Source organism: Advenella kashmirensis W13003, from assembly GCF_000506985.1.
GTDB lineage: Bacteria > Pseudomonadota > Gammaproteobacteria > Burkholderiales > Burkholderiaceae_B > Advenella > Advenella kashmirensis_A.
Genome location: NZ_KI650979.1, coordinates 940,384 through 954,114 on the forward strand (window position 1 = coordinate 940,384; position 13,731 = coordinate 954,114).

Here is a 13,731-nt window from a genome sequence, read left to right on the forward strand (position 1 = left end):
TCACACATCAAACAGAGACAGGAAACTTAGCATGAGCAAGTGGCAGTTTTGGGTAGACCGCGGCGGCACCTTCACCGATATTGTTGCCATCACACCAGAAAAAACGTTACTTACCCGAAAGCTGCTCTCGGAAAACCCCGAGCACTATGAAGACGCCGCGATAGAAGGGATACGCGATCTTCTGCAGGCGCCTGCGGGTAAACCCATTCCTGTCGAGCAGATTGATTGCGTAAAAATGGGTACCACCGTTGCGACCAACGCCCTGCTTGAACGCAAGGGTGAACGGGTTGTTTTTCTGACCACGCGAGGCTTTGCGCACGCGCTGCGGATTGCCTATCAGAACCGGCCTCGGCTGTTTGATCGTCATATTGTTCTGCCCGAAATGCTGTATGAACGCGTGCTGGAAACCGATGAACGCATGGACGCCGCTGGCGAGGTCGTGACGCCCGTGGATGAGCACGCGCTAAAATTACAGTTGCAATCCGCCTATGACGCGGGGCTGCGCAGCATTGCAATTGTGTTTATGCACGCCTGGCGCAACCCGGCTCATGAAAAAGCAGCCGCGCAGCTTGCCCGGCAGATCGGCTTTACACAGATATCGGCATCGCATGAGGTTAACCCGCTGATCAAGTTTGTCTCGCGCGGCGATACCACAGTCGTGGATGCCTACCTGTCACCTATTCTGCGCCGCTATGTTGATCAGGTCGCCGCTCAACTGCCCGATGTCAATCTGATGTTCATGCAATCGTCGGGCGGACTGTCCGATGCCCATCGCTTTCGCGGCAAGGATGCCATTCTGTCGGGACCCGCAGGCGGGATTGTCGGCATGGCGCGCAGCAGTCAGCAGGCCGGTTTCAAAAAAGTCATCGGCTTTGATATGGGTGGCACATCTACCGATGTCTCACACTTCTCCGGGGTTTATGAACGCGATTACGAAACATCGGTGGCCGGCGTACGAATGCGCACGCCCATGATGCGCATTCATACCGTGGCAGCGGGCGGCGGATCGATCCTGCACTTTGACGGCGCGCGCCTGCGCGTGGGACCGGATTCAGCCGGTGCCCATCCCGGCCCTGCCTCGTATCGCAAGCAGGGGCCGCTGACGATCACCGACTGCAATGTAATGCTGGGTAAAATCCAGCCTGATTATTTTCCTGCGGTTTTCGGCCCTATGGGAGATCAGCCGCTGGATACGCAGATTGTGGCCGACAAATTCCGCGAATTAAGCCAACAGGTGAGTCAGGCGACAGGCAAGATGCTGGCGCCCGAGGAAGTCGCCGCGGGTTTTCTGGCCATTGGCGTGCAGAACATGGCCGAGGCCATCAAACGTATTTCTGTGCAACAGGGCCATGATGTGACCCGCTACACCCTGACGACATTTGGTGGTGCGGGCGGACAACACGCCTGCCTTGTAGCTGATGCCCTGGGGATGACGACGGTATTTGCCCATCCGCTGGGCGGCGTGCTGTCGGCCTATGGCATGGGACTGGCAGACCAGGTAGCCATTCGCCAGCAGACAGTGGAAAAGCCATTGACCGATGGGCTGATGAGCGAACTGGATTCGTTGCAGGACGATCTGGGCCGCCAGGCCAGTGCAGAACTCAGTACGCAATTGACACCCGGCAGTGCAGTCACGTTGAATACCCGCGTCCAACTGAAATACCAGGGCACCGACAGCGCCCTGGAAGTGGATTTCGGCAGCGCATCCGGGATGCTGGCTGCCTTCAATGAACAGTATCAGCAACGCTATGCTTTTCTGATCGAAGACCGGCCGCTGGTGGTGGAGTCGCTGCTGGTGGAAGCGGTGATTGCCGGCAGCCGGATCGAGGAAACCGTGCTTGTACGGCAGGACGAACGTCCGCCGCAAGCCGATTCGCAGCGCGAAATGTACAGTAATGGCAAATGGCACGACACCCCGGTATTTAAGCGCGAGGCGTTGCAGGCTGGCGATGTGATTTCCGGCCCGGCCATTATTGCGGAAGCGAACCAGACCACTGTTGTAGAAGCAGGCTGGTCGGTCACCCTGAATAATCAGGATCATTTGATTCTGACGCGCACGGTACCCTTGCGCAATGCGATGGCCGTGTCTACCGATGCTGATCCGGTGATGCTTGAAGTCTTCAATAACCTGTTCATGTCGATCGCCGACCAAATGGGCCTGAGCCTGCAAAACACGGCCTATTCAGTGAACATCAAGGAACGGCTGGATTTTTCCTGCGCGATTTTTGACGCCGAAGGCAATCTGATTGCCAACGCGCCGCATATGCCGGTGCACCTGGGTTCAATGAGCGAGTCCATCAAGACTGTGATGCGAGAAAACACAGGAAACATGCAACCGGGCGACGCATATGTGGTGAACGATCCATATCATGGCGGCACGCATCTGCCGGATATTACGGTTATCACACCTGTGTTCGACCGGGACGCCGGGCAGATTATTTTTTATGTCGGTTCACGTGGCCATCATGCCGACGTGGGCGGCCTGACACCGGGTTCCATGCCGCCCGATTCCACGACGATTGAAGAAGAAGGCGTTCTGTTTACCAACTTCCAGCTGGTGCGCGGCGGCCGGTTTCGCGAACGAGAAGCCCGCGAGATCCTGTGCTCGGGCAAGTACCCTGCCCGCAACCCGGACCAGAATCTGGCTGATTTGCAGGCGCAGATTGCCGCCAATCAGAAGGGCGTGAAAGAACTGCATGCCATGTGTGATACGTTCGGACTGGATGTTGTGCAGGCTTATATGCAACACGTTCAGGACAATGCGGAAGCGTCTGTGCGCCGTGTCATTCCCCTGTTGCGCGATGGCCATTTCACCTATGACCTGGATAATGGCGCTGTGATCAAGGTCGCGATCCGGATTCACGAGGATCGCCAGTCGGTCACGGTAGATTTCACCGGCTCTTCGCCTCAGCTGACTAATAACTTCAACGCCCCCGCCTCTATTGCGGTGGCTGCCGTGCTGTACGTTTTTCGCACCTTAGTGAACGATGATATTCCACTGAATGCCGGTTGCCTTAAACCGATCAATATTGTGATTCCGACGGCTTCCATGCTCAATCCCGAACCACCGGCTTCGGTCGTGGCAGGCAATGTGGAAACCTCGATGTGTATTGTGAATGCGCTTTACGGGGCGCTAGGCGTGCTGGCTGCCAGCCAGGGTACCATGAATAACTTCACGTTCGGCAACGCGCGCTATCAGTATTATGAAACCATTTCCGGCGGAACCGGCGCCGGCGCACTGCGACTGGACTCGGACCAGGAAGGGTTTGACGGGACCTCGCTGGTTCAGGCGCATATGACCAATTCGCGGCTCACTGATCCTGAAGTGCTGGAGCTGCGCTTTCCGGTCCGGCTTGAATCCTATGCGATACGCGATGGTTCAGGAGGGGCGGGCAAATGGCGCGGCGGCGATGGCGGCATCCGGCGCATGCGCTTTCTGGAACCCATGACGGCAGCAATCCTGTCCAATAATCGCAAGTATGCGCCTTTCGGACTGAAAGGCGGCGAGCCCGGGAAAACAGGCAGAAACACGATTGAGCGTGCAGACGGTTCGGTGACCGAACTCGGTCCGCAGGACAGCGCCGATCTGCAGGCGGGCGATGTATTTGTGATTGAGACGCCGGGCGGCGGCGGTTACGGCGTGGCAGAATAACCGAAAGAGTCCGCTGTGCAGAACGCGTGCAGGCATATCCGCCTGCAGCTGCATATTTCATTCGTATTGCGCGCCGATGCAGATACACTATGCAAAATACAGGTTCCCCATCCGAAAACGAGAGTGCCTTCATGCACCACGACACAACGATAAAAGGCCATCACCTTAAGGAGACACCATGACATTCACTTCTCGCCCGACCAAGCCCACTGGGTTATTGACGCTGGCTACCCTTGCCGTCTGCTGTTTCGCCGGTCCGGCGCAGGCGGCCGGCTACCCTGACCATCCCATCACGATGATTGTGCCCTTTCCGCCGGCCGGCACTACAGACCTGATCGCACGCAATGTCGCCCAGGCGCTGGAAAAGGAACTGGGCCAGACGATTGTGGTTGAGAATCGGGCAGGTGCGGGCGGCAATGTGGGCATGGGTGCGCTGGCCCGTGCCAAGGCGGATGGCTATACGATTGGTATGGGCACGGTCGGCACGCAGACCATCAACCAGTTTCTGTACAAGGATATGCCCTTTGATCCGCAAAAGGATTTTGCTCCCATCGCGCTGGCCGGCACCACTCCGAATGTGATTGCAGTGAATGCCAAGTCCGATATCAAATCACTCAAGGATCTGATTGAAAAGGCCAAGGCTGCGAAAGACAAGAAGCTCAGCTATGCGAGTCCGGGCATTGGATCGTCAGTGCACTTGACAGGCGCTTACCTGGAAGACGCGGCCGGCATCAGTATGCTGCATGTGCCGTTCAAAGGTGTATCGGGATCGATGCCCGCATTGATTGGCGGACAGGTGGATATCCTGATGGATAATCTGCCCAGCACCCTGTCACAAGTGAAAGATGGCGGAAAAGTGCGCGGCATCGCCGTGACAAGCGCACAGCGGGACCCATCGGTCCCGGATATTCCGACCGTCGCCGAATCGGGCCTGCCCGGCTTTGATGTGACGGCCTGGTTTGCCTTGTACGCGCCTGCCGGCACGCCACCCGACGCCCTGGAAACGCTGGTCACTGCAGCCAAAAAGGCCCTGGCCTCTGACGATTTGAAGCAAAAACTGCAGCAGACCAGCGCCCGGCCCGGCACCGTATTCGGCAGGGATCTGAGCGCATTCGAAACGAAAGAGCGCGAACGCTGGAGCAAGCTGATCCAGGACAAACATATTCAGTCCAAATAAGATTTCATCCGAATAATTTTATTGTTAACCCGTTCCACACACGGAACACAGTTGAAAAAGGTTTATAGATTCATGAACGGAGCTGATAGTCTTTGCGATACCTTATTGGCAAATGATGTCGATGTATGTTTTGCCAATCCTGGCACTTCGGAAATGCATTTTGTGGCTGCACTGGATCGCAAGCCGCAAATGCGCTGCATACTGGGTGTGTTTGAAGGCGTGGTGACTGGCGCCGCCGACGGTTATGCACGAATGGCGGACAAGCCGGCCGCCACGCTGCTGCATTGCGGGCCGGGCATGGCAAACGGCCTGGCCAATATGCACAATGCCAAGCGGGCACATACGCCGATGGTCAACGTCGTAGGCGATCACGCCAGCTATCACTTGCAATACGATGCGCCGCTCACCAGCGATATCGAAAGCCTGGCAACGCCCATGTCCGACTGGGTCAGACGCATTCAATCGGCCGATGATGTATCGGGCGCGGCAGCGGCAGCAATCAGCGCAGCCCATAGCGGCTACGGTGGCGTGTCCACACTGATCTTGCCGGCCGATGCCGCCTGGAGCGAAACCACCACGCCAGTCGAAACCGCCCCGCCTGTCACGCGCACGCAGGTTTCGCCGGACGCGTTGCGCGCGGCTACTGAAGCGCTCAATAACGGCCGCAATACAGTCATTCTTCTTTCGGGCAAAGCGCTCCGAAGCAAGGCCCTGGAGACTGCTGCGAAAATAGCCGAACGCACCGGTGCCAGACTGATGGCGCAACAGTCCAACGGACGTATTGAACGCGGCGCCGGCCGCGTCAAAATCGATCGCGTGCCTTTCAGCGTAGACCTCGCCCTGAAGGCACTGCAAGACACTGAGCAATTGATTCTGGTCGGCGCCAAAACGCCGGTAGCCTTTTTTGCGTATCCCGGCAAGCCCGGAGAGCTGGTGCCGGAAAATTGCAAGCGTATCGAACTGACGCAGCCTGACGATGATCTGGGCCAGGCGCTGGAAGCGCTGGCTGATGCGGTGGGCGCCACGAACTCGCCTGTCAGCCTGCTGGCGGAGCGCAGCGATATCGGCCTGCCCACAGGCAAGCTGGATGCGGCTGCGGTGATCCAGGCCATCGGCAGCCTGTTGCCGGATAATGCGATTATCTGCGATGAATCGGTCACTTCCGGCCGCGATTCGTTCAAGTCCACTTTCGGTTCTGCGCCACATGATTTCCTGCAGATTACCGGCGGCGCCATCGGCATCGGTATTCCCATGGCCACCGGCGCCGCAGTTGCCTGCCCCGATCGCAAAGTGGTGCTGATGCAGGCGGACGGCAGCGGCATGTACACGCTGCAGGCGCTTTGGACACAGGCCCGCGAACAGCTGGATGTGGTCACGGTAATCTTTGCCAACCGCAGTTATGCGATATTGCATAACGAATTCAAGCAGGTGGGCGCCGGTGCGCCGGGACGCAATGCGCATCGCATGCTGGACCTGGACAGCCCGGCCTTTGATTGGGTGCATATGGCCAATGCTGCGGGGGTCGAAGCAGCGCGGGTAACCACTTCGGAAGCGCTGGCTGATGTACTCAAAAGCGCAATGGGTCGCAAGGGACCGTTTCTGATTGAAGCGGTGATTTGACAGTAACGGGTTTGGGCGCGGCGGCCCTGCTGCCGTGCTTATTGCCCGCTTGTTGCTTTTATGGACCCGCAGCCACTATGCTGTTCGGGCACCGCCTTCATGCGCGACCGTCGCACCCAGGACCTGATCAATCTGCATCTGGACCTCGTTCATCTGAATCCGCATGAACTTGAGAAACTGTTTTGAACTTTCCGAAAAAAGTTTGTCTGGGCGAAACAGCAAAATGCAACGAAACTCTACATCAAACGCGGCCCGCCTCAGTATGAGACCGTGGTCTGCATAACCTATGGCCGTTACCGGATTGGCCAGCCCCATGCCAACACCCTGTCGTGCCAGCTCGCACACCGTCTGTGAATAGGGTGTTTCAACGACGCGTCTTGGTGTCACACCGGCATTCTGGAACAAGGCATCAAGACGCCTGCGGCTGCTGTCTTCTGCATTCAGGGCAATGAAATCCGTTCCGTCAAAATCAGTGAGTTCCAGAACCTGTTTATTGCTTAGCGGGTGATCCCTGTGCATGACCACCACACCCCGGGTTCGGTAAAACAATGAATGCTCCAGCCCCGCCAGCGACATTTCATCTGCCATCAGGCCGAAATCGGCCTGACCGGATGTCACATGCGCGTGAACGTCTTTCGAACTCATGATCTGCAGATAAATACAGGTTTCGGGAAAACGTTGTCGATACGTCGCCACCACGCGCGGCAGAAAACTGAAGCCCAGTGCCGGATAGACGGCGGCACACAAACGGTCCGGTCCGGCTGATTTCAGGCTGCGTATACGATGTTCTATTGCCTGCAGCCCGACAAAATACTGCTCGATGTCATTCAGCAGGATCTGCGCTTCGCGGGTCGGCACAAGCCGTCCGCGAATCCGCTCAAACAGGCAGAGATCGGCAGAGGCTTCCAGCTTGCGAAGAGACTGGCTGACAGCGCTTTGGGAAATTCCCAACAGGGAAGCTGTTTTGCTTGCCGTTCCGGAAACCATGACGGAACGGAAGATTTCAATATCGCGCGCGTTCATGCCTGGCTCCTGAAAATTGAGAGATCGCGATCAGCCCGGACGGGGCCACGAACCGGGCAAAGCAGAACGCAACCAGGCAGACAGAGAGACGGCGCCCTGGCTCAACCATGGATGACTATTGAACCTGACCCAGAAATTGCGAGATACGCGCATTCGCCTGGCCGCTGAAAAATGAGTCGGCTGCACAGTCTGCCTGAACGGCCCCTTGTTCCATAAAGATTACACGGTTCGCCGCGTTTTTGGCAAATCTGACTTCGTGCGTGACGACAAGCATGGTCATGCCATCTTGTGCCAGGCCGCGCATGACGTCGAGCACACCGTCGCGTAGTTCAGGGTCCAGCGCGGAAGTCGGCTCGTCGAACAAGATGACCTCTGGATCCATGGCCAGCCCCCTGGCGATAGCCACGCGCTGCTTCTGCCCCCCCGATAAATGTGCAGGGTAATCGTTCGCTTTCTGTGCAAGACCCACCCGGTCGAGCAGTGCAAGCCCTTTCTCCCTGGCGGCCTTGGCTGGCATGCCCTGCACGCTGATCAGGCCTTCTATGACATTTGCAATCGCCGTCATGTGCGGAAATAAATTGAATGACTGAAAGACCATGGCCGATTTTCTGCGGATTTGCACGATATCCTTCTTTTGTCTTTTCGTATAGGGCGTATGCGCTGTTATATTGACCTGGATACCGCCGATCCGGACCATGCCGCTATCAGGTTGCTCCAGAAAATTGAGCGACCGCAGCAAGGTCGTCTTGCCGGACCCCGATGGCCCCATGATCACGACGACCTCGCCTTTGCCCACATCCAGGTCCACGCCATGCAGTACCATGTTGGCGCCAAAGCGTTTATGGATATTTCGCGCCTGCACGGCGCTGGTCATATCGTTGGTCATCTGTTGGTCCTCGCAAACCGCTCCTCCAGAAAGGTCTGGAGAATCGTCAATATTTGATTAATGATCCAGTAGATCGCGCCTACCATCAGGAACATCTCCATATAGCGGAAGGTCGCCGCCCCAACCTGATCGGCCACGCGGGTCAGTTCCACCACGGTTACGGTAGAGGCCAGTGAGGTATCCTTGACCAGCGCAATAAGACGGCTGCCGACTGTCGGTATCGCGATGACCAGCCCCTGAGGCAGGATAATCCGTTGCATCAGCTTGCGGTAACTCAACCCCATGGACAGTCCTGCCTCCCATTGACCTTTGTCTACCGCATTGATGCCGGAACGGAAATTCTCGCTCAGGTAAGAGGCAGTAAACAGCGTGAGCGCAATGATGGCCGACGGCACCGGTTCCAGGACAATGCCAATGCGTGGCAGTCCGAAATAAATCAGCAGCAGTTGCACCAGCAGCGGCGTGCCGCGAAAAATGGAAACATAAACAAAGGCGGCATACCGCAGCACGCGGAAAGACGAAATACGTGCAAGTGCAATGAACAGCCCCAGCACACATCCCAGAATGAATGAACTGGCCGACAGCAGCAACGTCAACAGCAGTGCATTCTGCAGCAGCGGCAGGGCCCGCATGAACAGCTCCAGCATGACTATTTCCCCTCTGTCGCAAGCTCTTTTTTGGCAGCGGCGATTGAATCGAGCATTTTGTAGTCCTTGCCGACAAACTGGTTGCTGATGCGTTCGACCGTGCCATCGCCAAGCATGCTTTCAAGTGCTTTATTTACGGCGGCTTTCAGCGCCTCCTGGCCTTTTGGCAATGCCGCCGCGGCAAGCTGATAGGTCAGAGGTTCGCCTACTTCTTTGACAGGGATGCCTTTTGCATGTGCATATTTCATGCCACCAAAATGCGAAATGATGACGGCATCGATCCTGCCATTGGCAATGTCATTGAAGATGAGCGCACCGTTATCGTAGCCACGGATATCGGAATCGGTCAGGTGCTCCCGCGCCCAGGTTTCGTTGGAGGAACCGGTAGAGACGCCTACCCGTTTGCCTGCGAGCGTCGCCTTGCTGCTAATGTCGCTATTGTCCTTGCGTACAAAGATCCGGAACACTTCCACGCCATACGGTATGGAGAAATCCACTTGCTTGCGGCGGATCTCGGTGGGGGTCATATCGTTCATGACCAGGTCGTACTTGTCGGTTTTGAGCCCCTCGACAAAGTTTTTATACGTGTCGCCCACGAACTTGACTTTAAACGGCCCCATGCGGCGCGCCAGTTCCTGTGCCATAGCCACATCGTATCCGGTCAACTGGTTTTTCTCGTCGAGCATGCTCCAGGGCGGGCTTGCCTGGGTATTGGCAATGCGTATGACGCCATCGCTTTTGATCCGTGCCAGCAGATCGACCGGTTGCGCCAGGACAGGCGCCACCACCATTGTGCTTGCCATGGCGATCAACAGCATTTTCGCCAGCCTGCGTTTCCCGTGAGTTTGATTCATTGTTTTCATGTCGTGTCTCCTGATTTGTTTGCGTATCGCGCTGCTTCGATCCCCTTGTGGATATCGAATATTCATACCACGTTTGTCATTGCTTTCGATACTGAAATTTTGATCATCGACTGCCGCCGTTTTTAATTCAGCCTCGCGCCTCATCGTAGGCCCGTAACGCTGCCTGTAGATCCTGAATGATCAGCGCGGGGTCCTCAAGCCCTGCCGATAATCTGATGATGGCCCTGTCGGTACGCGGGAAAATGCGGTCTCGCTGCATCTGCGCCGGGTAAAACGCGATCAGGCCGTGCACCCCACCCCAGCTTGCGCCAAGCGCCAGATGTTCCAGTGCGCCAAAGAACGCCGAATAGGCCTGTTCATTGTCTTGCTGCAACGTAAAGGAGAACAGACAACCACCGGCGGCAAAGTCGCGCTTCCATATTTCATATCCCTGATCGCCCGGCAGGCAGGGAAACAATACCTCGCGGACAGCGGACTGCTTCTGGAGCCATGACGCAATGGCCAGTGCATTCTCGCTTTGCCGGCGATAGCGCAGCTCGAAGGTCTCCAGGCCTCGCAGCACCAGGAAGCAATCATCAGGACTGGTCTGCAGACCCATAATGCTTTGCGTCTCCCGCAATTGCGAAAAATACTCAAAATTATTGGTGGCCACTGCGCCGAGCAGCAGATCGGAATGGCCTCCGAAGAACTTGGTCGCCGCTTCCACGCACAGATCGACACCATGCTCCAGCGGGCGAAACCCCAGGGGGGAGGCCCAGGTGTTATCCATCATCGTCATGACACCTTGCCGCGCGGCGGCTGCCGTGATTGCCGGTATGTCCGCCATTTCCATGGTGACGGTACCCGGCGCTTCCAGGCAGATCATTTTTGTATTTGGGCGGATATAGTCTGTTATTTCACCTGAAATATCGGCCGGATAATATTCCACTTCGACGCCCAATCGGGCAAGCCATTTGTCAGCATAGGTTTTCAGCGCGCCGTAACTGGCTGCGGAAATCAGCAAATGGTCGCCGCCCCGGACAAACGCCATCACAGCCAGGCATAAGGCGGCCTGTCCGGATGGGGTGACTGCACAATGCCTGCCCCCTTCAAGACCGGCGATTTCCTGTTCCAGCAAACGAGCGGTGGGGGTTCCGGTAATGCCATAACTGTATCCGTCCGGCTGGCGCGATTTTCGATTGATGAATGACTCGACACTATCGAACACAACCGTAGAGGCGCGCCAGACCGGGGGAGAAAGTGCAGCAAACGCTTCGCTTGCCGGGTAATACTTCTTGGTCATAATTGGATCCGGGTTTCTGTATTAAGGTCCGGATAGTGTTACAGAAGCGCGTACCCGCGGCTACAGCTGGAATGATGGACTCTATAAGTAAAACTTAAGGGTTTTGTACGCTATTTTTTGCTGCTCCGGCAGTCCAGACGTGGGCAGACAGTTTGGGAAACGACGTTCTTAACCAAACGCCCTCACACAATCCCTGACCCGTTGCAATGCCGATTCCAGCACATCCGGAGAAACCGAGCCCAGTGCGACCCGAATGGCGTGTGGCACATGCGCGGTCGTCGCAAACGGCTCGGCCGTTGAGACGGAAATCTGCTCTCGCATCAGCGCCATCGCAATCTGGTCGGCGCGGGCATCTTCACCCAGAGGAACCCATAGAAAATAAGACGACGGGTGACCAATACATGGAATATCGTCCAGAATCTGCCTGGCCATGGCCTGGCGCGACCGGGCGTCCTCGCGCTTCTGATGTTCAAGTTGCAATACGGTACCGTCCCGGATCCATTCAGTTGTTATAGCACTCATAACGCCGGGCGTGCTCCATGTGGTGGCCCGTATGGTACGTTCCAGCGCAGGCAAATGCGCGGGGGGTGCGGCGATGAGCCCCACACGCAGGCCCGCGGCGACGTTTTTCGAAAATCCGGTAATGTAAATGGTGATATCGGGCGCCAGTTGTGCAATGGGCGCCGGCGCATCCTCTACCAGAAAGGCATAGGCCGCATCTTCGATAATCAGCAATTGATGTTCGCGCGCAACGGCAATCAGCCGTCTGCGACACTCTTCGCTCATGACCCAGCCCAGCGGATTATTCATGGTGGACATGGTGTAGACGCCTCTTACACGTCGGGAGCGACATAGTCTGCCCAATGCCTCGATATCGGGCCCCAGCCCTGCGGCGGGAAGCGCCAGCAACTCCAGGTGCAGCACGTCGGCCAGCACGCGAAACCCCGGATAGGTAAGCGCATCCACGGCCACAACGTCACCGGGCTTGAGGGTGGCCATCAGTGTATTGGCCAGCCCATCCTGTGCGCCGTTGACAATCAGAACCTGTGTAGCATCAACAGCCAGGCCGCGGCTTTCAAGATACTGCGCCATCGCTTCCCGCTCATGCATACGTCCGCCGTGCGGTGCATAGCGTAATAATGAGGCGAGATCGCCCGATGTCGCCAGTTGGCGCAGGGAGATGCGCAGCAATTCGGTTTGGCCAGGTAGCGAAGGGTAATTGAAATTGAGATCGATCATATCGGCCGCCACCACGTGCTGATCAATGCCATGACCCGATGGCAGCGCGATTTCACGCACAAAGGTGCCCCGGCCCGTTTCCCCACTGACCAGCCCCATGGCCTGCAGTTCGGCATACACACGTGTCGCGGTAACCAGGGACAGGTGTTCGCGCGCCGCCAGTTGGCGATGCGTGGGCAGTCGCGTTCCGGGCGTCAGACGCCCGCTGCGTATTTCCTGAGCAAACCGGTCAACAAGGGTTTTGTATCGCAGGCGAGACATATGAACTTGTATCCATGACAATTAATTGATTGTCATGATTATAGATTCTAAGATGTCGATTGGCATCACTGCAGTGCGCCGCCAGTGCAATTGCAGTTGTGATGCCTATGACATAATCAATCAGGTGAATGAATGGAACAGGGCAGGTTACAGGCCAGCGCGTCTGCGGGTTGGTTCAACGGTTTTCTGGGCGTGCTGATTTTCAGCGGGTCGCTGCCGGCAACGCGCGTGGCCGTCATGGAGTTCGACCCGGTTTTCCTGACAGTGGCACGTGCGGCGATCGCTGGATTGCTGGCGTTGGTGGTATTGCTGGTCACCCGGCAAAAACGTCCGACCCTGGCGCAACTGCAGCCGCTGGTGATTGTCGCGTTGGGCGTGGTCGTGGGGTTTCCGCTGCTCACCGCCCTGGCGCTGCAGCATGTGACCTCGGCTCATTCGATTGTCTTTATTGGTCTGTTGCCGCTTGCCACTGCCCTGTTCGGCGTCTTGCGCGGGGGCGAGCGCCCGCGCCCGATCTTCTGGCTTTTTTCGGTCACAGGCAGTTTGCTGGTGGCAGGCTTTGCGCTTTCCCAGGATTTGAGCGCTTCGCTGGCCGGTGATTTGCTGATGCTGGCGGCTGTACTGGTTTGTGGCCTGGGATACGCCGAAGGCGCGACGCTTTCGCGCAAGTTGGGGGGCTGGCAGGTAATCTGCTGGGCGCTACTGATATCGTTGCCCTTCATGCTGCTGTTGTCGCTGCTGACCATGCCGGGCTCGTTCGCGAATATCAGCCCGCCCGCGTGGATCGGGCTGGCCTATGTCTCGCTTTTCAGCATGCTGATCGGGTTCGTATTCTGGTATCGCGGGCTGGCGCAGGGCGGCATTGCCGCCGTCGGACAGTTGCAACTGCTGCAGCCTTTTTTCGGTTTGGCCCTGGCCGCAAGCCTGCTGCATGAGCCGGTGAGCCTGCTCATGGTAGGGGTGACCGTGGCAGTCATTCTTTGCGTGGCGGGGTCAAAACGATTTGCACGGTAGGCTAATACACGGTACATAACGGCGGCTGACCAATGTTGAGCATGGTGCAAATATGGGGAGTCATTAT

The 13,731-nt window shown here is 57.0% G+C and carries 10 protein-coding genes; 4 read left to right on the forward strand and 6 right to left on the reverse strand.

Annotation, left to right across the window (positions count from 1 at the left end):
- Positions 1-31 precede the first annotated feature (31 nt).
- The 3 genes from W822_RS28440 (at position 32) to W822_RS28450 (ending at position 6,449) form a co-directional block, all read left to right on the forward strand.
- Positions 32-3,652 carry a hydantoinase B/oxoprolinase family protein gene (locus tag W822_RS28440; protein WP_024003949.1) on the forward strand — a complete coding sequence of 1,207 codons (3,621 nt, stop codon included), beginning with the start codon at positions 32-34 and terminating at the stop codon, positions 3,650-3,652.
- Positions 3,653-3,830: 178 nt separating this feature from the next.
- A complete protein-coding gene (locus W822_RS28445) occupies positions 3,831-4,829 on the forward strand; it encodes a Bug family tripartite tricarboxylate transporter substrate binding protein (protein ID WP_024003950.1) in 999 nt (332 codons plus the stop codon).
- Positions 4,830-4,901: 72 nt separating this feature from the next.
- Positions 4,902-6,449, forward strand: coding sequence for an acetolactate synthase large subunit (locus tag W822_RS28450; protein ID WP_024003951.1), 1,548 nt, complete (start codon positions 4,902-4,904; stop codon positions 6,447-6,449).
- Positions 6,450-6,524: 75 nt separating this feature from the next.
- Here W822_RS28450 and W822_RS28455 read toward each other — a convergent pair whose 3' ends face one another.
- From W822_RS28455 to W822_RS28480, 6 genes are all read right to left on the reverse strand, one after another.
- Entirely contained in the window at positions 6,525-7,472 is a 948-nt protein-coding gene (locus tag W822_RS28455) for a LysR substrate-binding domain-containing protein (RefSeq protein ID WP_024003952.1), read from the reverse strand.
- 115 nt (positions 7,473-7,587) lie between these two features.
- Positions 7,588-8,358 (reverse strand): amino acid ABC transporter ATP-binding protein, encoded by a 771-nt coding sequence (locus W822_RS28460; protein WP_031242166.1) that lies wholly within the window; start codon positions 8,356-8,358, stop codon positions 7,588-7,590.
- On the reverse strand, positions 8,355-9,005 hold the full coding sequence (locus W822_RS28465) for an amino acid ABC transporter permease (RefSeq protein ID WP_024003954.1): 651 nt from the start codon (positions 9,003-9,005) through the stop codon (positions 8,355-8,357). Before W822_RS28465 ends, W822_RS28460 begins: the two co-directional genes overlap by 4 nt.
- Before the next feature lie 2 nt (positions 9,006-9,007).
- Entirely contained in the window at positions 9,008-9,868 is an 861-nt protein-coding gene (locus W822_RS28470; RefSeq protein WP_253272229.1) for a transporter substrate-binding domain-containing protein, read from the reverse strand.
- Positions 9,869-9,995: 127 nt separating this feature from the next.
- On the reverse strand, positions 9,996-11,150 hold the full coding sequence (locus W822_RS28475) for a trans-sulfuration enzyme family protein (RefSeq protein ID WP_024003956.1): 1,155 nt from the start codon (positions 11,148-11,150) through the stop codon (positions 9,996-9,998).
- A 168-nt stretch (positions 11,151-11,318) separates the two neighbouring features.
- Positions 11,319-12,650 (reverse strand): aminotransferase-like domain-containing protein, encoded by a 1,332-nt coding sequence (locus W822_RS28480; RefSeq protein ID WP_024003957.1) that lies wholly within the window; start codon positions 12,648-12,650, stop codon positions 11,319-11,321.
- A 132-nt stretch (positions 12,651-12,782) separates the two neighbouring features.
- Here W822_RS28480 and W822_RS28485 point away from each other — a divergent pair, with 132 nt between their 5' ends.
- A complete protein-coding gene (locus W822_RS28485) occupies positions 12,783-13,664 on the forward strand; it encodes a DMT family transporter (protein WP_024003958.1) in 882 nt (293 codons plus the stop codon).
- Positions 13,665-13,731 lie beyond the last annotated feature (67 nt).